Here is a 22,404-nt window from a genome sequence, read left to right on the forward strand (position 1 = left end):
CATGGACTTATCTGAGTGATACTTTGTACCTACATAACCCACCTCAAGACGGAGGTATTACGTAAAGGAGATTGCGCATTTATGCCCATGTTGCTCGAAGTGAAACCTGACCAGCCTCATGTTGTTTTACATAATGAAGAATTAACGACACCCATAATGGAGCAAACTGAAGTAGCACTAGTTGCTGAAGAATTTGTGATCCATTTGCAGGACTATTATCGTCAGGTACCTGTCGCGGGAGTCCATACCACCTGTGGAGAAGCTGCCACGATGATGAATCAGGATCAGGAGCACCCATGTATTGTATTGTGTGATGAGCAGATGAAACCTACTGGATTGTTAATGCGAGAGACGTTATATCGGATGTTAAATGGCCGTTTTGCCGCAGATCTATTCTACCGTAAGCCGGTCATACAAGTAGTGAATACATCTCCCGTTATTGCAGATATTCATATGGAAGCCGCAACGATTATTGATATCGCACTTGGACGGAATGAACAGCATTTCTACGATTGTCTGCTGGTTACGGAACAAGGCAGACTGCTTGGTGTGCTGACGATGCGAGACGTAATGTCCCTCTCTCGCAGACTGCAACAGGCTGTTACGGAAGAGCGTATACGTACAGTAACCGAGAGCAGACAGGAGATATCCAGAATCAACGATGCGGTCACCAAGCTGGTGCATGCAGCGAATCAGACCGTTCATGAGGCCCGTGAGATCATGGCATTGTCCAAGCAGGGCGAAGAGAGTTTGAAACACGTTGATGCTTCCTATAACCGGGTACATCAGCATATGGAGAGTCAAGGACAACATGCGGATCACATGCTGAATTCGATCAAAACAGGCTCAGGGATGGCACAATCCATTCGCTCCCTGGCAGATCAGAGTGGTCTTCTCGCCCTGAATGCTTCCATCGAAGCAGCTCATGCCGGTGAATATGGACGAGGTTTTCAGATTGTTGCAGGCGAGATTCGAGCGCTCGCAAAACAGACCCGTGAGGTTGCGGGGAACATGTCTTCTTTGTTAGAGAATATTGGTGGATTGACCCTTCAGACTGTTGAACTGGTTAAGGCAAGCGGAGCGGAGATTGACGACAGTTCGGTGCATGTCACCGCAGGGGGAGCAACGTTCCGACAACTGAACAGTGCGGTGAGAGATTTGGCTCGTATAGCAGAGGAGATCGCCATGGAAGGCGGGAAAGCTGGAGAAGTTGCAGAGCACATTCGTACGAAGCTGGATGAGATGGTTTCGAATGGAGAGTAAACTATAAGGTAGTCAATAAAGCAGGCATCAGCAATCAGATTGATCCATCAAGCAGATCATGAAGGTTAAGGATGTCTTTTTTACATTCCGTTAACATGAAAGTGATACTGTTTTTACAATGAAAGGGTAGGATATTAAAGATGGCCGAGCAGCGATGAAAGATTATCAGTATCGGTCTCAACGTAAAGGGAGTTTCCGTGTCCCTGCAGCGAAGGAGAAGTGAACATCCATGAAGGACCTCATTCACATTGAAAATCTTAATTTATATTATGATACGCATCACGCGCTTAAAAATATATCGATGGATCTGCCGGAAAAAACCGTTACTGCGTTCATCGGGCCGTCAGGTTGTGGTAAATCGACATTGCTTCGCACGTTAAACCGGATGAATGACATGATTCCGGGTGTTCGTGTGGAAGGACAGGTTATGCTGAACGGCTCCGATATCTACAGTAATGAGATTGAAGTGGAGACACTGCGCAAACGAGTTGGCATGGTGTTCCAACAACCGAACCCTTTTCCAAAATCCATATACGATAACGTGGCTTATGGACCTCGCTTGCACGGGGTAACCCAAAAGGCTGAACTGGATCAGTTGGTGGAACAAAGTCTTGTCCATGCTGCATTGTGGGATGAAGTGAAGGATGTATTGAAAAAGTCGGCACTTAGTTTGTCTGGTGGACAACAACAGCGTCTCTGTATTGCACGGGCGCTGGCTGTACAGCCTGACGTTCTGCTGATGGATGAAGCAACGTCTGCACTCGACCCGATCTCCACATTGAAGATTGAGGAACTGGTGAAGGAATTGCATCACAAGTACACGATCGTTATGGTTACCCACAATATGCACCAAGCGGCACGGGTATCTGGACGCACGGTATTTTTCCTGAATGGTGAAGTGGTGGAGGCAGCTGATACGGAGACGTTATTCTCCACACCGCAAGATTCTCGAACCGAGGATTATATATCTGGAAGGTTCGGTTAAGCGAGCTGAATTGGAATGATCCCGGCATACCCGGAGATGATGGATAAGGAGGACATGAAATCTATGATTCGCAGAAAAGAATTTGATCAGGAGCTTGAAGAGCTGCGTACCTTGCTCAAACAAATGGGTGAACATGTAGGAGCAGCATTGGATGGTGCTATTGAGAGTTTACAAACGATGAACGCGGAGAAAGCTCAGGTCATCATCAAGAATGATGCGAATCTGAATGCCCTTGAAGACAAAATTATGGAACTTGGCTCCAAACTGATCATCACACAACAGCCGGTGGCAAAGGATCTCAGACGTATTATCGTGGCATTCAAAATCTCCAGTGATCTGGAGCGTATGGGAGATCTTGCGCTCGACGTGGCTAAGGTAACACTCCGGATGGATGGACAGAAGCTGATTAAACCTTTGGTGGATATCCCGCAAATGGCAGAAATCGTGAAATCCATGATTGATGAATCCATCGAATCTTTCCTGAAAGAAAACACAGACCTGGCCTATAAAATGGCTCAAACGGACGATCAGGTGGACCAACTGTATAGCCACATGATCAGTGATCTCTACACGTTAATGTCAGAGCATCCGAATCAGGCTTCTCAGGCTATGCTGCTGATGATGGTTGGGCGTTACATTGAACGTATTGGCGATCATGCAACCAACATTGGTGAGAGCACGGTATACCTGGTGACAGGTAAACGTCCGGATCTGAATCAATAGAAGAGCATTGCTTTGGAATTGGGGAATCAGTACTGATTAAGTAATGCAATCATATGAATGGAAAAGGACTTTCTCTCAGGTAGGCTGTGTACAGCTGTCTGTGGAGAAGGTTCTTTTTTGCGATTAAATGTGAAGTGAAAGAGGCTATTCTTTTTGATGTGACAGGTGGGTATGGTATCATGAGAGTAGATGTAATTTGAAGAGGTTGACCATATAATACGCGAGGTGCTGGAATGGACAAGTTTATTCTCATAGATGGAAATAGCATTATTTACAGGGCGTTTTTTGCAATGCCGCCTCTGACCAACTCGAAAGGTCTGCATACCAATGCGGTATATGGCTTCACTACGATGCTGCTGAGATTGCTTGAAGAGCATAAGCCTACACATGTCATGGTTGCATTTGATGCAGGCAAAATCACGTTCCGCCACGAAGGGTACCAGGAATACAAGGGCGGACGGGAGAAAACACCACCAGAGTTGTCAGAGCAATTTCCTTTGCTCAAAGAACTGCTGAAAGGACTTGGCATTGCTCAGTTTGAGCTGGCTGGATTCGAAGCGGATGACATCATCGGAACGTTAACCAAACGCGCAGATGAAGCGGGCAGACAGGTGCTTGTTGTATCGGGTGACAAAGATATGCTGCAGCTTGCTTCCGAACATGTACATATCGGGCTGACACGTAAAGGGGTAACCGATATTGAGCTGTATGATCCTGCTCAGATTAAGGAGCGTTATGGTCTGACGCCGCTGCAAATCATTGATCTCAAGGGTCTGATGGGCGATGCGTCCGATAACATTCCAGGGATTCCCGGGGTTGGAGAGAAAACAGCGTTGAAGCTGCTACACCAGTTCGGATCGGTAGAAGATGTGCTGAACGGCACTAGTGAGCTGAAAGGCAAGATGAAAGAAAAGATCGAGGCCCATGCCGAAGATGCCCGGATGAGCAAACAACTCGCGACGATTCACCGGGAAGTTCCGCTGGAGCAGACGTGGGAGGATATGCAATTCGCTGGATTAAAAGAAGAACATGCGGGCCCTGCATTGGCCAAGCTGGAATTCAAATCCTTGCTCGAACGCCTGTCGTTCAGTGGCAGCATCGGTTCTGAACAGGAAGCGGTCCCTGCTGCCGAAGTTGAATCCTCCATTGCAACAGAGGACAACATCAGTGAGCTGTTCAGTTCCCTCGATTCCATTGATGTACTCCACGTGGAGACACATGGGGATAACCCGCACCAAGCGAAATTGATTGGACTTGCTGTAGGTTCCGCTGGAACGTATACGTTCATATCTCCCGAATTGCTTCATTCCGAGGCTGCGGCTCCAGTGCGGGCATGGCTTGGTAATTCAGACCAGCCAAAGCGGGGTTATGATCTTCATCGTGTAGACCTGGCCCTGCATGCGCATGGCATTGAATTCGCTGGTGCGTCATTTGATGTACAACTGGCAGCGTATTTGCTTGATCCAACCGAATCCAACCAGACGATTAGTGGACTCACGACCAAGTATGGTCTGCCGTCGCTTGTGGAGGATGACACGGTTATGGGCAAAGGTGCCAAGTACAAGGTACCGGAAGTGGAGATCTTGGGTGATTTCCTGTGCCGTAAAGCTGCTGCAGTAGCAGCCATTATTCCACTTCAGGAGCAGGTGCTGGAAACCGATGAGATGAATTCACTGTTCCATGAACTGGAGATGCCGTTGTCACGCATATTGGCGGACATGGAGAAACAGGGCATCAAGGCCAATACAGCCGATCTACAGGCTTTGGGCAGTGAGTTTGAAGAACAGATCAGCAGGTTGATGGCTGAGATCTACAAGCTGTCAGGAACGGAATTTAATCTGAATTCACCGAAGCAACTGGGTGAGATTTTATTTGATAGACTGGGCTTGCCAGTGGTGAAGAAAACAAAAACGGGTTATTCCACAGATGCTGAAGTGTTGGAGAAATTGGCTCCTTATAATGATGTGGTCAAGCATATTCTGCAATATCGTCAGCTTGCCAAGCTGCAATCCACTTATGTGGAAGGATTGCTCAAAGAGATATCCAATCGGGATGGCAAGGTGCATACGTATTATCGTCAGACCATTGCTGCAACGGGACGACTTAGCAGTCAATTCCCGAACTTGCAGAACATTCCGATTCGGATGGAAGAAGGTCGCAAAATCCGGAAGGTATTTGTTCCTTCCGAGCCAGGATGGTCCATTTTGGCAGCAGACTATTCCCAGATTGAACTGCGTGTACTGGCCCACATTTCGGACGATGAGCGCTTGAAGGAAGCGTTTGTCAACGATATGGATATTCATACAAAGACAGCTTCGGATGTATTCGGTGTGAAGCCTGAGGATGTGGATGGGGATATGCGTCGTTCCGCGAAGGCAGTTAACTTTGGTATCGTGTATGGCATAAGTGATTATGGCTTATCACAGAACCTGCACATTACACGTAAAGAGGCCGCGCAGTTTATAGATCAGTATTTTGAAGTATTCCAGGGTGTGCGCCGATATATGGATGATATTGTGAAGGAAGCTCGCCAGGATGGTTACGTCAAAACGCTGTTGGAACGTCGTCGCTACCTGCCAGAGATTAATGCCAGCAACTTCAATCTGCGTTCCTTCGCAGAGCGTACGGCGATGAATACACCGATTCAGGGAACAGCGGCAGATATCATCAAGCTGGCCATGGTACAGATGGATGAAGCGTTGCGGGAACGCAAGTTGAAGAGCCGCATGTTGCTTCAGGTGCACGATGAACTTGTATTCGAAGTGCCTGCGGATGAATTGGAACTGATGAAAGAGTTAGTACCTTCTGTTATGGAAAAAGCTTTGGAACTGTCGGTTCCGCTGAAAGCAGAAGTCAGCTTTGGTGAAAACTGGTACGAAGCGAAATAAATCAAGTGCCGCGCGGTTTTTCCGGTATTTTACAAAAGGCCTTTCCACGTTTGAGATATAAGAAAAGGGTCCCGCTGAGCGCCATCTTCCGTTATAATATAGGGGAGGTGAGAACATCATGCCGGAATTACCGGAAGTCGAAACAGTCAGAAGAACATTGAATCAACTTATTGTGGGCAAAACGATTGATCATGTTACCGTTAGCTTGCCGCGGATTATTCAGCGGCCGGACGACATAGATGCATTTGCAATGGAACTCGCGGGACATACCGTCATTGGCGTGGAGCGCCGCGGCAAGTTTTTGCGTATTTTGCTGGACGGGCTGGTGCTTGTCTCCCATCTGCGGATGGAAGGAAGGTACGGTGTGTACGAGCAGCATGAAGATGTGGAGAAACATACACATGTGATCTTCCATTTTAATGATGGTACGGAATTGCGTTATAAGGACGTGCGTCAATTTGGTACGATGCATCTGTTCAATGCAGGTGAGGAACTGGTGTCCAAACCTTTGCTGAAGCTGGGACTGGAGCCGCTTGATCCAGCCTTTACGGTAACTGCATTCCGCGAGGCGGTTGGCAAGCGTACAACCAAAATCAAGGCTGTGCTTTTAAATCAGGCATATGTGGTCGGTATCGGGAATATTTATGTGGACGAGGCTCTATTTCGCGCAGCTATCCATCCCGAGACGATTGCCAAGACACTGACCGAAGCTCAGTTAACGGTGCTTCATGAAGCGATTGTGGCTACGTTGCAAGATGCAGTGAATGCAGGTGGATCTTCCATCAAGTCCTATGTGAATGGACAGGGTGAGATGGGGATGTTCCAGCATCAACTGAAAATCTATGGACGCAAATCAGAACCTTGTACAACTTGTGGTACGTTAATTGAAAAAACGGTGGTTGGTGGCCGTGGCACGCATTTTTGTCCGAACTGTCAGCTGTTGTAACATGAACTGAATGAACGAAATGATGAAATCATAGCACCCTTGGATTCCTCCCTCCATATACTGATATGGCAGAAATAAGCGGGCGTATACCCATACTGGCATCTTCAGTTGGCACGAGTACCGCACAGAGGAGGAGTCCGGGGTGCTGCATCATTTTATTTCATTGCTGGCGCTTGCTTTGGCGCTTAGTTTAGATGGTTTTGGAGTCGGGATTACATATGGGTTACGGAGGACTAAGATTCCCCTGTTATCTATCGCTGTTATTTCGATCTGTTCGGGATTGGTTATTGCCTTGTCGATGCAAGTAGGTGTGTTGTTGTCCCATGTGGTGTCACCGGATATCGCTTCGATCGTGGGAGCCGTCATATTGATAGGTATTGGTGCATGGTCACTGTTGCAACTAATTCGAAAGCAAGGCAAAGAACAGCTGGAAACAGACACTGGAATGGGTGAGGGAACAGAAGCAAAGGTAACTGGAGTGGGAGAAGCACAAGAGAGACTGTCGGATTCAAAGGGCAGGAATCAGGTGCTCGCACTGGATCTGGAGCAGTCGGCTTCAAATGGATCACTGGAACGAATGGTATTTACACTGGAGCTGCGCAAGCTGGGCGTTGTCATTCAGATCCTTCGCAGTCCCTCCAAGGCGGATATGGATAACTCGGGGAGTATATCTGCTCAAGAAGCGATGTGGCTGGGTATTGCCCTGTCTCTGGATGCGTTTGGAGCAGGTTTGGGAGCGGCACTTCTGGGATTCCCTACACTATGGACAGCACTCATTATTGCACTGTTTAGTGGGGCGTTTTTGTCACTCGGCATGAAGGTTGGCCTACGATTCTCAGCTCTGCGCTGGATGCGAAGACTGTCTGTATTGCCAGCGCTAATGTTAATGATTATGGGAATAATGAAGTTGTTATGAGGTGAAACGATGAATATAGGCTTAACCGGCGGGATCGCGACAGGCAAAAGCAGTGTTTCCGCCTATCTCGCCAGTAAGGGAGCGTTGCTCATCGATGCAGACGTTATTGCCCGGGAAGTTATGATGCCTGGGCATCCCGTGTTGGCCGCCGCTGTTAAGCGGTTTGGACAAGCCATACTGAACGAAGATGGAACACTGGATCGGAAAAAGCTTGGAAGTATTGTTTTCGAACAACCAGAGGAACGAAAGGCATTGGAGGCTATCACACATCCGGCGATCCGAAGAGAGATGCGCGAACGGGCTGCTGCATACGCGTTGCAACATCCGGATAAACTTGTGGTATCTGATATTCCTTTGCTCTACGAATCAGGTCTGGAGAACGGTTTCGAGGAAGTCATGGTTGTATATGTCCCGAGATCGGTGCAACGAGATCGCTTGATGAGTCGGGATGGAATGACTGCAGCACAGGCTGAGGCTCGAATGGATGTTCAGATGGATATTGAGCGCAAAAAGCAGCTGGCAGACATTGTCATCGATAACAGCCGCTTATGGACAGAGACGGAGCAGCAAATTGACTCATATCTACAGCGTAAGGGTTTGTTATGAGAATATTGCGTAAGAAACGTGTACTGCTGTTGATGTTTGTGTCCTTTGTACTGGTGTTATTTCTGAATACAAACTGGATGGCATGGTTCTATCCCATACATTATAAGGAAGAGATCCGTGCCCAATCTCAGAGTTATGAGGTTGATCCGTTTCTGATTGCTTCCATTATCAAGGTGGAGACCAATTTTAAGACAAGCAAGGAATCCAAACGAGGTGCCATTGGGCTCATGCAACTGATGCCAGACACGGCGAATTGGATACTGGAACAAGCCAAAATTCCCGACACTTCGCTGGAGGAATTGAAGCACGAGCCTGAACGAAATATTCAATTAGGCACATGGTATCTGCGGAATCTGTCTGATCAATTCGATGGCAATGAAGCAGTTATGATCGCTGCCTATAATGCGGGGCCAGGCAAAGTGAACAGTTGGCTTAGAGATGGTGTATGGGATGGCTCGTTCGATACAGTGAAAGATATTCCGTTTGGTGAGACGCGTCACTATGTACAAAGAGTCATTTACTATTATAATCAGTATGTAAAGATCTATAATACGTTCTAAGTATATAAGTAGAAGCACAGAGCAGGCCGGTTATTCACCGGCCGCTCCATGCTCCTCTGTGTAGCGTATTACGATGCAGATATTATTGGTATTGACCTGCCAATTGCTGTTCTGCAATTGTTACCAGACGCTTCGTGATGTATCCACCGATCGAACCGTTCTCGTAAGAAGTCATGTTACCTTGGTATCCGTCTTGTGGGATGCTGATTCCGAGTTCTTGAGCAACTTCATATTTCATTTGCTCGAGTGCTGCGGAAGCTTTAGTTACCACCAAGTTGTTGGAGTTACCATTGCTTTGTGCCATTGCTGTTCACCTCCTCGCGGGTTGGTAAAAGTATTATGTGTCGGCAATGCGTTTTTCATTACAAAATCAGTACAGGGAATATGTGGTAAAAAGTAAAACGTGGGAAGTGATCTGTTTTGAAGTGTCCTTATTGCGGTTATATGGGTACCAAAGTGCTTGATTCGCGTCCGGCCAACGAAGCAAAATCCATTCGTCGTCGCCGTGAGTGTGAGCAGTGTGCCCGAAGATTTACAACGTTTGAGATGATTGAGGAGACTCCACTGATCGTCATTAAGAAAGATGGCAGCCGGGAAGAGTTTAGCCGGGACAAGATTCTCCGTGGGCTTATTCGTGCCTGCGAGAAGCGTCCAGTCTCCGTAGAGACCCTGGAGATGATGGTATCTGAAGTGGAGAAATCTCTCCGTAATACAGCTGATGCTGAAGTTGAGAGTCGCCAGATTGGTGAGCTGTTGATGGAACAGTTGTTTCCAGTCGATGAAGTGGCGTATGTCCGTTTTGCGTCGGTATACCGCCAGTTCAAAGATATCAATATGTTCATGAAAGAACTGAAATCCCTGTTGTCCAAAGACGATCTGGAGGATTAGTGAAGTGGGTAAAGGGAGAAGAGCAGTCTGGAGTTCCAGTCCGTGTGTACCAGAGAAATCGGTTGTTCTTCTCCAATCACTTTGGATCTTGAGAAAGTGATTGACAGCGAAAGCTGGATTTTATATGATATAGAAGTCGCCTGTGGAACGTAGCAGCGCTGGACAAGTTATCTATTTCATATCCTGGGGCCTTAGCTCAGCTGGGAGAGCGCATCGCTGGCAGCGATGAGGTCAGGGGTTCGATCCCCCTAGGCTCCATAATCAAGAACGCCATCACGTCATGTGATGGCGTTTTTTTGTGCGTGAAATAAATCAGAACATGCATTAATTAATTAGAATTTTTTGGACTTGGGGACAAATATTCTAGATGCAAAAATAGAGGGTTTAAAGTCCTGACTGTGGAGTTGTCAAAAAAAGTACAGTTGGAAAACAAGGAGCCCCTTCCGGCTGGATATTGTCCAACCGGAAGGGGCTGCATTTTTCTGTATACGCTTTCACTTAGCTAGATATTCAACGAACCTTACAAAGATAGTGGCTACTTCGGCGCGTGTGGCGGTGGCTTTGGGAGCAAAAAAGTTGTCCGTCTTGCCTAATACAATGCCGATGCCTTGTAGCGCCTGAACGGCCTCCAACGCCCAAGAGCTGATCTCACTCTCGTCCGTGAAGGACTTAGAGTGGCTTTCAGGTATCTCATAGCCTTTGTACTTCATGTAGTTGTACAGTATCACCAGCATCTGCTCACGCGTCATCGGTGAATTGGGATTAAACAGGTCTGCGTTTGTACCTTTAACTATGCCTTTTTCGGCTGCCCACTCGGCTGCCGCGGTGTACCATTGTCCGTCCGTCACGTCGTTAAAGCGGGAACTCGTATAGCTGGACAGGTTTACGTTCTCAAGATTAGACAGTACCTGCACGAACATTGCACGCGTCATTGCGGTGCCGGGTGAGAACGCCGTGGACGTGGTGCCGTTGAAAAGATCGTATGTGTAGGCGAAATTTATATCGTTGTAGAACCAGTCGTCCATGTTGGCATCCCTGAAAGGATTGCCCGATATCACGAGGAAGCCCAGTGGGGTGGCGTCATCAAATGCCAGCTCCGTACCCTCACGGATGTTCAGCGACATGCCGTTATCTAAGCTAACTTTTGCGCCGCTCGGTCCTACCACAACCGCTCCGCCGCTCTGTATCTTCGATCCGCCGTGAATATCCACACGGTTGCCGTTTGGCAGGCCCACATGCGCGTCTTTGCCGCCTACTGTAACCGTACCGTCGCTCGCGATCGTCGAGCCGCCCGAAATGGTTACTATGCTGTTGCCGCCGGGTAGTGTCACTTCGGCGCTCTTGTCTGCCGGAATGGTTACCTTACCGTTTGAGTCTATCGTTGTGCCTTCGGGTACCTTAATCTTGGTCCCGTCTTTGGTCGCAAGCTCGCCACCGCCGGGGAGGGTGGTGTTGCCGTTTTTGTCTGTGACCGCGGGTTTATCCTTCGGTGTATTCACTGTGTAGGTCGACTTCAACGTTCCAGCGTCTGTCCCGGTGCCCGTATTGTCGGTGTTGCCCGTATTACCGATGTTGCCGGTATTTCCGGTGTTGCCCGTATTGCCGCCAGAATCAGGCACAGTGGGAGTCGTCGTCTTCATCGGCGTCGTCGTAGCACTTATCTCCGCGCCGTCGCCCTTCGCGTTCATCGCGATGATGGTGAAGTTGTAGCCTTGGCCGTTTGTCAGGTTCTTAAAGGTATATTTGGTCTCCGTCGCATCCAGTGTGACCGGCGTCACGTTGCCATACCATACCTTGTAGCCCAAGATCGCACTGCCACCGTCGTCAGCAGGGGCGGTCCAGCTCAATGTGACCTGTCCGTCACCGGCTGTCGCCTTGAAGCCGCTCGGAGCACTGGGCACGACCGGTTTTCTCTGCGCGAACATCCAATCAAAGACGTCTGTGTAGTCATTGTTCCAAACTGGCAAGTTAGAGGACTGCGCCGTGGGAGCTATGCTCCAATTCCCCATAGTTATCTCGTTGTAAAGAACCGCCGCTTCAACTTCGTGGGCTATGTAATCAGCCAGAACAGGTGTGTTGGCCGGATTTGGCCTCAGATTCGGCTGATCAAATTGATTGTAGGGCCACGTAAGAATCTCATTGCTCTCAAAGCGCGAAGCTCTCGCGTTGATCATTTTCGGCATATTGTTATTGATGAAGTTATTGAGGTTAGTCTGGTAGCCTCCAACATTATGAGTATTTAAAAACATCCAATAGGCCAAGGTGTTGTGAGCGTCATTGTCCTTAGCATTCGGTGAACCGCTTACCGGGGCCATAGGTGCGGCGGCGGCGAAGAAGCCCGGGTGGCTGTTAACTAAGTTGTTTGTATACTGGCCGCCCCATGAGAAGCCCGCCGCGTAAACACGATTAGGGTCTACTTCGCCGCTGGCAATCAGGGCGTCTATGACCTTCTTAACATTCTCTGTTGAGGGAACAGATACGCCATTATAGGAAATGTTCAGTACATGGCTGGCGTACTTATCGGGATTTTGTTCCATCTTTTTCATTAGAGCGACCGAGCCGTTGGCGGATTTCATGGCCGCTTTTTGGTCTGTCGCAGCGTTTGTGCCGCCGCGTGACATGCCGTGGGTATAAACATACAGCGGCAATCCTTTGATCACTTTACCGTCTTCATCCTTGTGAAGGTAGAGCGAGCGATTGACCGAATTGTCCGTGAATGTTGTAAACTTGTCAAGGATCGGATTCACAACTTTTTCCTGTTCAAAAACCACGTTGCGAAGTGGACTCCCTTCTGTCAGTACGATCTCTCCGTTTGGGACGATGTTGTAAACCTGCTTTGTCGAGTTACTGCTGCCATCCAGCGTTGTTTTGCCGCCGCTCGCTGAATAAAACTCAGACTCAACTACGATGTAACGGCCACTTGCCAGTCCGTCCTGATAATCCGGTGAATTGCTTACCGGCCCCAGATAGCCGCGTACCTTCGGTTCGTCATTAGCGTATACCCTTGTGATCTTGCGCGTTCCTTCAAAGGTCACCGCTTCGCCGTTCAGGGTTGTGTTCCTGGCTGACAAGGTAAACAAGCCCGAATTAAGCTCGGAGCCTAACGCTGCCTTCCCCTCGCCTAAGTCGATGATGACAGCCGTTGTGTACTCGCCACTGGCGAAGTTGTCATTCCATACGATAAAGGGAAGTATCCCCGCGTCCGGATCGTTTTTGAATGTTACGTGAATTGTATGGTCAGCCTCAATATTCGAAAAGGTATAAGTGCCAGCAGATAGAGTCGCGGTCTCACCGTCTACCGTTACGGTATCCACCATTTTGCCGGAATCGGGGGTAAACGTAAATTCTTTGTTAGAGTCCCGATCTACTCTCAGAACATCGCCGGGTGGGTTCGGCGTTATTCGGCCGCCCGGTCCCGCAGTGGCGGTGATTGAGAATCTGGTGTCCACTTCATTGGCTAAAGAGAGCTGCAGGCTGTCTGTAAATGAATCAGCGCTGGTATAAGCTGCGTCTGGAACTCCAAAAGAGGAAACGACTTCATAACGATCACCGCCCTTTTCCGTTGAGTTATTAATATAAACCTCAAAGGTAAGCTTGCCCTCCTCCAAGGTCAAGGTTCTTTTGGGTATTCTCATCTCCACGATATATCCTGTTTCCGTGATCTGGGTCCATGCAGCTCTGCCCGGAGCGGCCTGCCCTGAGAACACACCCGTCGCGCTAACGCGCCATTGGTTTGAGCCTCCGGTTCCGGTGCCGACATAAAACTCCAGGCTGTCGTACTGGTGATCTCCGCCAGCTCCCTGATATAGATTACTGTCATTCACAACTACTCTGGAATACAGGTAGTCATGGTCCCAAAGGATTCTGGCTGTGCCCGTGGCATGGGGTCTGGGATCGGCGGGCACAGTGCTTTTGTTGATGTGATGCTCCATGGTCTGGCCCCAGAGTGGGTCGTTTGACCCGAGTTCGGGAGTTCCAAAAATGGCGGTGGGTGTTTCATTCGCTTCTGCGTTCTCGATGTTGTCAGTGGCGGCGGCATAGCTGGTAGGTATTAGCGACGCCACCATTACCAAGCAACAGAGGAACGCGAGCATTCTGCTAAATCGTTTTGGCATAAATGAAAATCCTCCTTATTTTTCGATGCGGTGCGCCCATGGCTTACCGCATCGTATTCGGACACGTTGTCCATATGACAAGCGCCCAACTATATATATTATGTTTATCAGGCGTTCAATCCTTTAATTTAAACATAGCGTATATTTAGAATGAAAACGATTACTTCGAAGTATAGGGATAGTGTTGAAGTTTGCGGGAATTGCAATAAAAAAATCCACCTTATTAACAAGATACTACATTGAATTGGAAGTGTTGAAGACGTAATATGAGAAGAAATGTAAGCGCATTCTTTTTTTAAAACGTATCTCTATTTCCTTGAGCGAGGTGGTCTGGTTTTATAGGTGAGAGATATGGGTTGTATGCTTCTGAAAATTAATCGAAGGGAAGAATGCTATGCGGAAGCAAATTACAATCCTAATGTTAGTTTTACTTATGACCTTCAGTAGCTGTTTTAGTCTTGTTCTGCCATTTAGCAATCAAGCTTCAGCGGACAGAGTAACACCAACGATGTTGGCGCATTATCCATTGCTTGAGGATGTACAGGATATATCAGGTAATGAAAAGCATGGAACGGCTGTAGGAAACATTACGTACACCGATGGTCTCACTTTACCTGGGGGAACTGATAGTAATACAAACTACGTTCAGCTTCCTACTGGTTTGTTTGATAATCAAGAAAATACAACGATATCTGTATGGATCAAGAGCAACACTGGAAGTGGGAACTACTCAGCATTATTCTACGGTACTCCAGCAGCTGGCAATAACTTGCCAACGAATTACTGGATGTTGAATCCATCGAATCCAAGTGGTGATTTTAAGTCAGTATTTACGAATAGTAATAATGTTGACCAGCCTTGGACGACTGAGGTAGGAGTATCAGGCACTTCTACGTCACAGTACGAAGGTCAATGGGTTCACTATACGACGGTCATTACAGAACGCTCTATTACAGGTTACATTAACGGTGTAAGTATAGGCACGACCGCCAAAGAGAAAACAACAGCAAGTTTTGGTACTGATTTGCATGCTTACATCGGTCGCTCCAATTATTTAGGGGATGCTACTTTTGCAGGCAGCTTTCAAGATTTAAGAATTTACGGAGAGGCACTAAATAATGAAGATATCGCTGTAGTATATGAACAATCGTTTAATGAAAAGCAAGTACAACAAGGTAAAGTAGAGCTAACGTTAGGTGATATATCGGCAGTTACAGAATCTCTTGAACTGCCTACTGAAGGTAAGAATGGCGCAATGATCTCATGGACTTCTAGTGATGAAAGTGCGATCAGTCCAACTGGTGAAGTGATCTTACGAGAAATTGAACAACAAGTGATGTTAACTGCAACCATTTCTTTAGGTGGAAGCCAGGCAACGAAGGAGTTCATTGTTACCTTACTACCTAAGGATGACTCTATTGAGCAGATTGCCGTTAAGAATGTCTTGCTTAATGAACCTACATTTATTTTATCAGCGGGGGACAGCGAGACATTAGTGGCTACGATTTCACCTTCAAATGCAACGAATAAAAGAGTTATCTGGACATCTAGTGACTCCAGTGTAGCGATTGTCAATTCAACGGGTAAAGTTACAGCTGTTAGTGGAGGTACAGCCACAATTACGGTACAGACGGAAGATGGAGAGTTTACAGCCACATCAGCCGTTACCGTTAAGGGAAAATCGCTAAAAGATGATCTTATCCTTCATTACAACATGAAGACGACTGAAGAAGTAGACGGTCAACTCGTACTGAAGGATGTTGCCAACAAGGCAGTTACATTTGACGGAATATTTAGAAATCCAAACAATGGACAATTCATTTCAAACAGTGAGGTTGGCTTTGTTTCCTTCAATGGTGGAAGCTCTACATCTAATAGTGGGCATGTTGAGATTCCTAAGGGCTCAAATGGACTAGATCTACTACACGGTCTGAATGAGATTACAGTATCTTCAATCGTGAACTGGACGAATGATGGTACGAATCGCTGGATCTTCGGTTTGGGTACTGTATTAACACCAGAAACGAACAAATATTTCTTCGTAACACCACGTCACGGTAGTGGATCAGGTAATATGATTGCTACAGGTATCTCTAAAAATGGCTGGCCGAACGAAGCATTAGTTACAGGTAGCGCAAATTCAAACCTTATCGGTGGGCAGTGGAAGCATGTAACGGTGTCCTTGTCCGAAGCTAGCAATAGGATAACGTTATTCGTGGATGGAGTTAAGGTTGCTTCAGGTAATGCGAAGGGACTAAAGCTGTCAGAAATTATTAACTCGGATGCTCCGTTCTCTGGTTTTATCGGTAAGTCAATCTTCTCAAACGATCCGTATCTTCAAGGTAGCGTAGCTGATTTTCGAGTATATGATCGCGCGTTGACGGAGCAAGAAGTAGGCGAGTTATATCAACAAGAGGGAGCAACTCACATCTCCAAAATACGTCAGCTCACTGTTGATGATGCAGCGAATCAACTTGACATCAGTCGTTACTTAGGTGAAGGCGATAAGAGCGCTGATATGATAACAAGAAACGTTACATTACCGACAAGCGGTAAAAACGGCGTGAGCATTACTTGGAGTTCTAGTCATCCTGATGTCATTTCTAACCATGGCACTGTACAACGTCCAGCTGTTCAGGAAGGTAATGTTCAAGCAAAGCTTACGGCCACTTTAACGTATCAAGGCGTATCTACTACAGCTATATTCCCTGTTACGATCTTGAAGCAATTCGATGATCAGCAGAAGGTTGATTTAGATGCTGAACAGATAGAGATCTACAATGCTGACAACGTTAAAGGTAACTTACGTCTTGTCACTACAGGTGAACAAGGCTCCACAATTACATGGGTATCTAGCAGACCGGCAGTTGTGAAAGGAACGGCTGAAGCGGCTGGTGACGCTACACAGCTAGGCTGGGTAAGCCGTCAAGCTACGGATACGCCCGTTACGCTAATAGCTACAATTACGAATGGTGCAGCTTCTAAACAGCTTACGTTTAACGTTACGATTAAACAAGCAGCTGCGCCAGTACAGCATGATGCTTACTTCTTTGCGTACTTTACAGGTGAATATGAGGGTGGTGAAGAGATATCCTTCGCTACAGCTGAAGATCCATTGTTCTGGAAAGCGCTGAATAATGGTAAGTCGATCCTTCAATCCGATATGGGTGAAAAAGGACTTCGTGATCCATTCGTTATTCGGTCACCAGAAGGTGATAAATTCTATATGCTGGCAACCGATTTGAAAATGGGTGAAAGTACAAATTTCGACCAAGCTCAAATTACAGGTAGTCATTACATGATGATATGGGAGTCGGAGGATCTCGTTCATTGGAGCGAGCAGCGTATGATCGAGGTTGCTCCTAAGACTGGAGGAAATACGTGGGCACCAGAAGCTATCTATGATCCAGTAACTGGAGAGTATATCGTATTTTGGGCATCATCGATGAAAAACACAGAGACATACGGTGATTATAACGGAAGACCTGCAGGTCAGTACAATGTGATGTACTACGCAACAACAAGAGACTTCTACAACTTCTCTGAGCCAAAGGTCATGATTGATGAGTCACTTCCGACCATTGATACGACGTTTATTGAGCATAATGATATGTTGTACCGATTCACCAAATCAGAAGTGAATACTAAAGTGTATGTGGAGAAAGCACCAACTTTTTACTATGACAAGGACGGTATTGCAGCAAACGGCCTTCAATACGACGCTGTTCCGGGTACACGTGATAATAAACTTGGCTTGATCGGAAATAATGGCAACAACGAAGGGCAAACGATTTTTAAGGATAATAAAAAAGACAAATGGTATCTGTTCCTTGATTCATGGCCATATCATGTCCGATATACAACAGATCTGGATAGTAGCACGCAATATATGAACAATGTATTAAGTAGTGATAAATATGCACTGCCGCCAGGACCACGACACGGAACGGTAATTCCAATCTCACGTGCAGAGTATGATGCTTTGCAAGAGAAGTATGCATGGAAAGGTCCAGCACCATCAACAGACCCGGTTGTACATTACTCATTCGATGCAAATACAGTGAATGGTACAACGGTGAATGACATTTCTGGCAACGGTCATCACGCAACACTAGTAGGTGGAGCAACGATTAATGAAGAGGATCGCATTGGTAAAACGGGTGGTGCACTAGAGCTTAATGGATCAACAGGATATGTGAAGCTGCCAGATAACTTGATTCAATCCTTGAATCTTGAGAAGGCTACGTTCTCTACATGGGTTCAAATGGACAGAAATCAAGCAAATCAAAGAATATTTGATTTTGCTTCCGACACAGGCAGACAGGTTAACCGCAACACCATGTACTTGAGCACACAAGGTGATACAGGTAGTCTAGAGTTTGCTGTGGTAACACCTTTTACAGAGAAATTTAGCAATGACAGCACGCGACTGGGATCAGAATATAAATATGCGGTGAGAAATTCCGGGTTATTTCCAACGAAGACTTGGCAACATGTTGCAATTACAATGGATGAATTTGATACCGTATTGTATGTGAATGGTCAAGAGGTTAAACGTAGCTCGACATTTAACGTTGAGCCGAGAATGTTACTGGAAACAACGATGAATTATATTGGTAAATCGAGAAACAGCTCTCATAGTTTATTTGATGGTAAATTGGATGATTTCCGTATTTATAATCGTGCATTATCCGTTGAAGAGATTGCAACATTAGCTGATGAAGACGTTACTCCTCCAGTTGAGCAGCCATCTGGGGCAGAGCTCATTCTTCACTACGATATGAATGATATCGATGGTGCCACGGTTATTGACCAAACAGGAAACTTCAACGGAAAATGGATGAATCCGTCTAAAGCAGAATGGATTCGTACACAAGATGCTGGTGTACTAAGCTTTACTGGTGGCACAACTAACTCTTATGTAGAACTACCACAAGGAGTACTTGATGGATTAACGGATATGACTGTTTCATCCATTGTGAACTGGAGCGGTAAAAACGCTGCCGAGTGGTTATATGCATTAGGAAGACCAAATAATAATACGCACTATACGTATTTCACACCACGTTATAACGCTAACGGTCTGGCTCGCCTAGGTATCGCGACGAATGCTTGGAACAATGAGTCTTCAACTTCTACCACAGGCTTAAAGAATAATGAATGGAAAGTCGTTACGACTGTTGTTTCAGGCACGGATGGTACACTAACGCTTTATATCGATGGTGTTGCTGTTGCATCAGGCTCAACGAATGGAATGACACTAGAACAAATAAAAAATACTTCAGGCAGTAGTGGAACCATCGGTAAGTCATTCTATACAGCTGATCCATACTTCGGCGGGTTGATTGCAGACTTCCAAATCTATGATGGTGCTATGACTGCGGCAGATATTACATCACTTAAGGCTCATGCAGATCAGAAGATTGCTTTGATGGAGGGCATGCTTGTATCGGCTGCGACAGAGAAATTAACGATTCATGATCTTCTTGCTTCTAATGCTTCAAAAGATGCGATTATAAGCAATGTAACATTGCCAACATCAGGTGTTTATGGCACAACAATAAGCTGGACTTCAGATAAGGGGAATGTCATCTCAACTACAGGTGCCGTAACCAGACCAGCTAACGCAACAGGTGATCAAGTTGTAACGTTAACAGCAGTATTTACAGATGGTACAGAGACAGTTAACAAAACTTTTCAGTTGACGGTTAAGGCATTGCCAAACGATGTCACTTCTGTAGATGAAGCAAAAGCAGCACTAGTCGTTCATAACATTAATGATGTAAGAGGTCATATGGCATTACCAACATCTGGACTATATGGAGCAACGATTACTTGGGCTTCTGTACAACCAAACGTCGTTTCAGTTACTGGAGAAGTAAAACGTCCGGCACACGGTAGTGGAAATGTAGACGTGAAGCTTACAGCTACGATTACATTAAATTCAGCATCCACTACGAAGGAATTCATTGCGAAGGTGAAGGAATTGCCTGCTGATGAAAAATATGCGGGATACTTTTTCACATATTTCACTGGAGAAGGTACCGCAACAGGGGAGCAAGTTTACTTTGCACTAAGTAACGGTAATGATCCGTTGAACTGGCGAGAATTGAATAATGGTAAACCTGCATTGACCTCTACCTTAGGGGAGAAGGGTGTACGTGATCCGTTCATTATTCGTTCGCCTGAAGGTGATAAGTTCTACATGATCGCTACCGATCTGAAAATTAACGGCAATGGTAACTGGGGCAGAGCACACACATGGGGCAGTCGTTCCATTATGGTTTGGGAATCGAATGATCTAGTCAATTGGACAGATCAACGCATGGTAGAGGTTGCACCGGAAGAAGCGGGTAATACATGGGCACCAGAAATTATGTACGACAACACAACAGGTGAATATATCGTATTTTGGGCATCAAGAATGTTTGATGATGCATCCCATACAGGCGATGCTTATCAAAAAATGATGTATAGTAAGACAAGAGATTTCTATACGTTTACTGAACCGCAAGTATATCTGGATTATGGATATTCAATCATTGACACAACGATGATTGAGCATGAAGGAAAAGTGTATCGCTTTACGAAAGATGAGCAAAACAACGGAGCTTCTGCTCCATTTGGTAAGATGATCTTCCAAGAGGTCGGTGACTCGATCTTAGATCCAACCTTCAAGATGATTAATCAAGGCGTTGGTAACATCAAATGGGTCGAGGGTCCAACGATCTTCAAATCGAATACCGATGAAAAATGGTATTTATTCGTAGATGAGTTTGGTGGAAGAGGTTATGTTCCATTCGAGACAACAAATCTTGCATCAGGTGTCTGGACATTATCTTCTAACTACAACTTACCAGCCAGTCCGCGTCACGGAACGGTAATTCCAATTACACAAAGTGAGTATGATGCACTCAATGGGAAGAACGTACCCGTTAGCGAAATTAGCTTGGACAAAACGACGTTGTCAATCGTAGAAGGTCAATCAGGGCAACTGACAGCTACGGTAACACCAGCTAATGCAACGAAAAAAGCAGTAACATGGAGCTCAAGCAATACAGCTGTAGTCACTGTAAGTGCGACAGGTCAAGTAACAGCGGTGGCACCAGGAACAGCAAGGATTACAGTAACTACAGTGGATGGTGGTTTTTCATCTAGCGCTACGGTAACGGTAACACCATCGGTTGATGGAACACCACAAGCACCAAGTAGTGGTAATGGAAATGGTGGCGGTGACGGTAACATTCCTGCACCTACAGTACCAACAGCTCCAGGTGGAAATGAGCCAGTGGTGATGGACAACGGTCAAATACACATTAAGCCGGTCGTAAATGAGAGCGGTGTTTCTAAAGTGAAGTTAAGTGCGGATACGGTGAAGCGTGCGCTTGATCAAACGACAGGCGGTAAGCTACACATGCAAGTTGAAGCTGATGCAAGCTTGAACGGGCTAACGATTGAGCTAGCAGTAGATGCGCGCTTAACAAGTGGAGCTTCTATGGTAGATCGCATCGAGATCAACACAGGCTCGGCAGTCGTAACCGTGGCAACCGAACTGCTTGGAACAGGAACAAGTGCAGGGAAAACGTTAGGATTGTCGATTAAGAAAATCGCAGCTAATCAACTGCCAGCTGGCGCACAAGCTCAGCTGAACGGTGAGGTCGTATACGATATTGAGCTAACGATTGATGGTAAGAAACTTACAGAGTTTGATGGCAGAGATGATCTCGTGATTGAATTGCCATACACACTAAAGGCTAACGAAAATCCAAACAACGTCGTTGTATACGATGTGAAGGACAACGGAGAGCTAAGAGTGGTGACGAATGGTAAATACAATGCAGCGACAGGAAAAGTAGAGTTCAAGCCAACGTATCTAAGCAAGTATACGGTAGCGTATGTTGCAACGAGCTTTAAGGATGTGACCCAAGATTGGGCGAAGGATGCGATCTCAGCATTGGGAGCAAGAGGCATTGTGAAGGGTGTAGGCGACGGCGAGTTTAATCCGAATGGTCAAGTGACAAGAGCAGAATTCATCACCATGCTGATGAAGTTGTTTGAGCTATCGGATGAAAGCGCAACGACAAGTTTTAGTGATGTGAAGCAAGGAGAATGGTACCATGGAAATATCGCAACCGCGCAGAAGTTGGGGATTGTGAACGGGAAACCAAATGGACGATTCGGAGTTCATGAGAACATTACGCGAGAAGATATGGCGGTTATGGTATACAAGGCTGTCCAAATTAAGCAACTAGCGTTAACAAGTGGTGAAGCTACAGCCTTCAAGGATGAAGCACACATCGCAAGTTATGCGAAGCAAGCGGTAGAGACAATCCAGGGAGCAGGCATCATAAACGGTGTAGGTAACGATGAGTTTGCACCGAAGAAGAATGCCAGCCGTGCAGAAGCAGCAGTGATGATCTATAATTTGTTGGGTTTGATGTAGACACGTTAATTATAAGGCAGTTGCTATTGATTCACTCAGATCATAAAGTTGGGCGGAAGAACTTGTTCCGT

At 46.4% G+C, this 22,404-nt stretch carries 12 protein-coding genes and 1 tRNA gene; 11 read left to right on the plus strand and 2 right to left on the minus strand.

Annotated features, from left to right (window positions below):
* The first annotated feature begins 81 nt into the window (after window positions 1-81).
* From MHI55_RS10460 to MHI55_RS10495, 8 genes are all read left to right on the plus strand, one after another.
* A complete protein-coding gene (locus MHI55_RS10460; RefSeq protein WP_340389906.1) occupies window positions 82-1,263 on the plus strand; it encodes a methyl-accepting chemotaxis protein in 1,182 nt (393 codons plus the stop codon).
* A gap of 229 nt (window positions 1,264-1,492) precedes the next feature.
* Window positions 1,493-2,248 carry a phosphate ABC transporter ATP-binding protein PstB gene (gene pstB / locus MHI55_RS10465; protein ID WP_036609821.1) on the plus strand — a complete coding sequence of 252 codons (756 nt, stop codon included), beginning with the start codon at window positions 1,493-1,495 and terminating at the stop codon, window positions 2,246-2,248.
* 63 nt (window positions 2,249-2,311) lie between these two features.
* Window positions 2,312-2,971 carry a phosphate signaling complex protein PhoU gene (gene phoU, locus MHI55_RS10470; RefSeq protein ID WP_036609819.1) on the plus strand — a complete coding sequence of 220 codons (660 nt, stop codon included), beginning with the start codon at window positions 2,312-2,314 and terminating at the stop codon, window positions 2,969-2,971.
* Between the two features lie 233 nt (window positions 2,972-3,204).
* Window positions 3,205-5,859, plus strand: a complete 2,655-nt coding sequence (gene polA, locus MHI55_RS10475; RefSeq protein ID WP_340389908.1) for a DNA polymerase I — start codon at window positions 3,205-3,207, stop codon at window positions 5,857-5,859.
* 118 nt (window positions 5,860-5,977) lie between these two features.
* On the plus strand, window positions 5,978-6,805 hold the full coding sequence (gene mutM / locus MHI55_RS10480) for a DNA-formamidopyrimidine glycosylase (RefSeq protein ID WP_036609815.1): 828 nt from the start codon (window positions 5,978-5,980) through the stop codon (window positions 6,803-6,805).
* Window positions 6,806-6,905: 100 nt separating this feature from the next.
* Entirely contained in the window at window positions 6,906-7,721 is an 816-nt protein-coding gene (locus tag MHI55_RS10485) for an MntP/YtaF family protein (RefSeq protein WP_076252301.1), read from the plus strand.
* A gap of 9 nt (window positions 7,722-7,730) precedes the next feature.
* Window positions 7,731-8,327, plus strand: coding sequence for a dephospho-CoA kinase (coaE, locus tag MHI55_RS10490; RefSeq protein WP_076252299.1), 597 nt, complete (start codon window positions 7,731-7,733; stop codon window positions 8,325-8,327).
* Complete coding sequence (locus MHI55_RS10495) at window positions 8,324-8,887, plus strand: lytic transglycosylase domain-containing protein (RefSeq protein ID WP_036609809.1); 564 nt, start codon at window positions 8,324-8,326, stop codon at window positions 8,885-8,887. Before coaE ends, MHI55_RS10495 begins: the two co-directional genes overlap by 4 nt.
* Before the next feature lie 82 nt (window positions 8,888-8,969).
* Here the strand turns inward: MHI55_RS10495 and MHI55_RS10500 are convergent, their stop codons facing one another.
* On the minus strand, window positions 8,970-9,191 hold the full coding sequence (locus MHI55_RS10500; RefSeq protein ID WP_017689472.1) for an alpha/beta-type small acid-soluble spore protein: 222 nt from the start codon (window positions 9,189-9,191) through the stop codon (window positions 8,970-8,972).
* Window positions 9,192-9,307: 116 nt separating this feature from the next.
* Here MHI55_RS10500 and nrdR point away from each other — a divergent pair, with 116 nt between their 5' ends.
* Window positions 9,308-9,775 carry a transcriptional regulator NrdR gene (gene nrdR, locus MHI55_RS10505; protein WP_036609807.1) on the plus strand — a complete coding sequence of 156 codons (468 nt, stop codon included), beginning with the start codon at window positions 9,308-9,310 and terminating at the stop codon, window positions 9,773-9,775.
* Between the two features lie 185 nt (window positions 9,776-9,960).
* Window positions 9,961-10,033 (plus strand) — tRNA-Ala (locus tag MHI55_RS10510).
* Between the two features lie 236 nt (window positions 10,034-10,269).
* On the opposite strand, the gene MHI55_RS10515 is transcribed toward MHI55_RS10510, so the two are convergent.
* The gene (locus tag MHI55_RS10515) at window positions 10,270-13,890 is read right to left on the minus strand and encodes an S-layer homology domain-containing protein (protein WP_340389910.1); all 3,621 of its coding nucleotides are present in this window, start codon (window positions 13,888-13,890) and stop codon (window positions 10,270-10,272) included.
* 418 nt (window positions 13,891-14,308) lie between these two features.
* Between MHI55_RS10515 and MHI55_RS10520 the strand changes: the two genes are divergently transcribed.
* On the plus strand, window positions 14,309-22,333 hold the full coding sequence (locus MHI55_RS10520) for an immunoglobulin-like domain-containing protein (protein ID WP_340389912.1): 8,025 nt from the start codon (window positions 14,309-14,311) through the stop codon (window positions 22,331-22,333).
* The last annotated feature ends 71 nt before the right edge of the window (window positions 22,334-22,404 follow it).

The sequence above is a fragment of the Paenibacillus sp. FSL E2-0151 genome (genome assembly GCF_037993015.1).
GTDB lineage: Bacteria > Bacillota > Bacilli > Paenibacillales > Paenibacillaceae > Paenibacillus > Paenibacillus amylolyticus.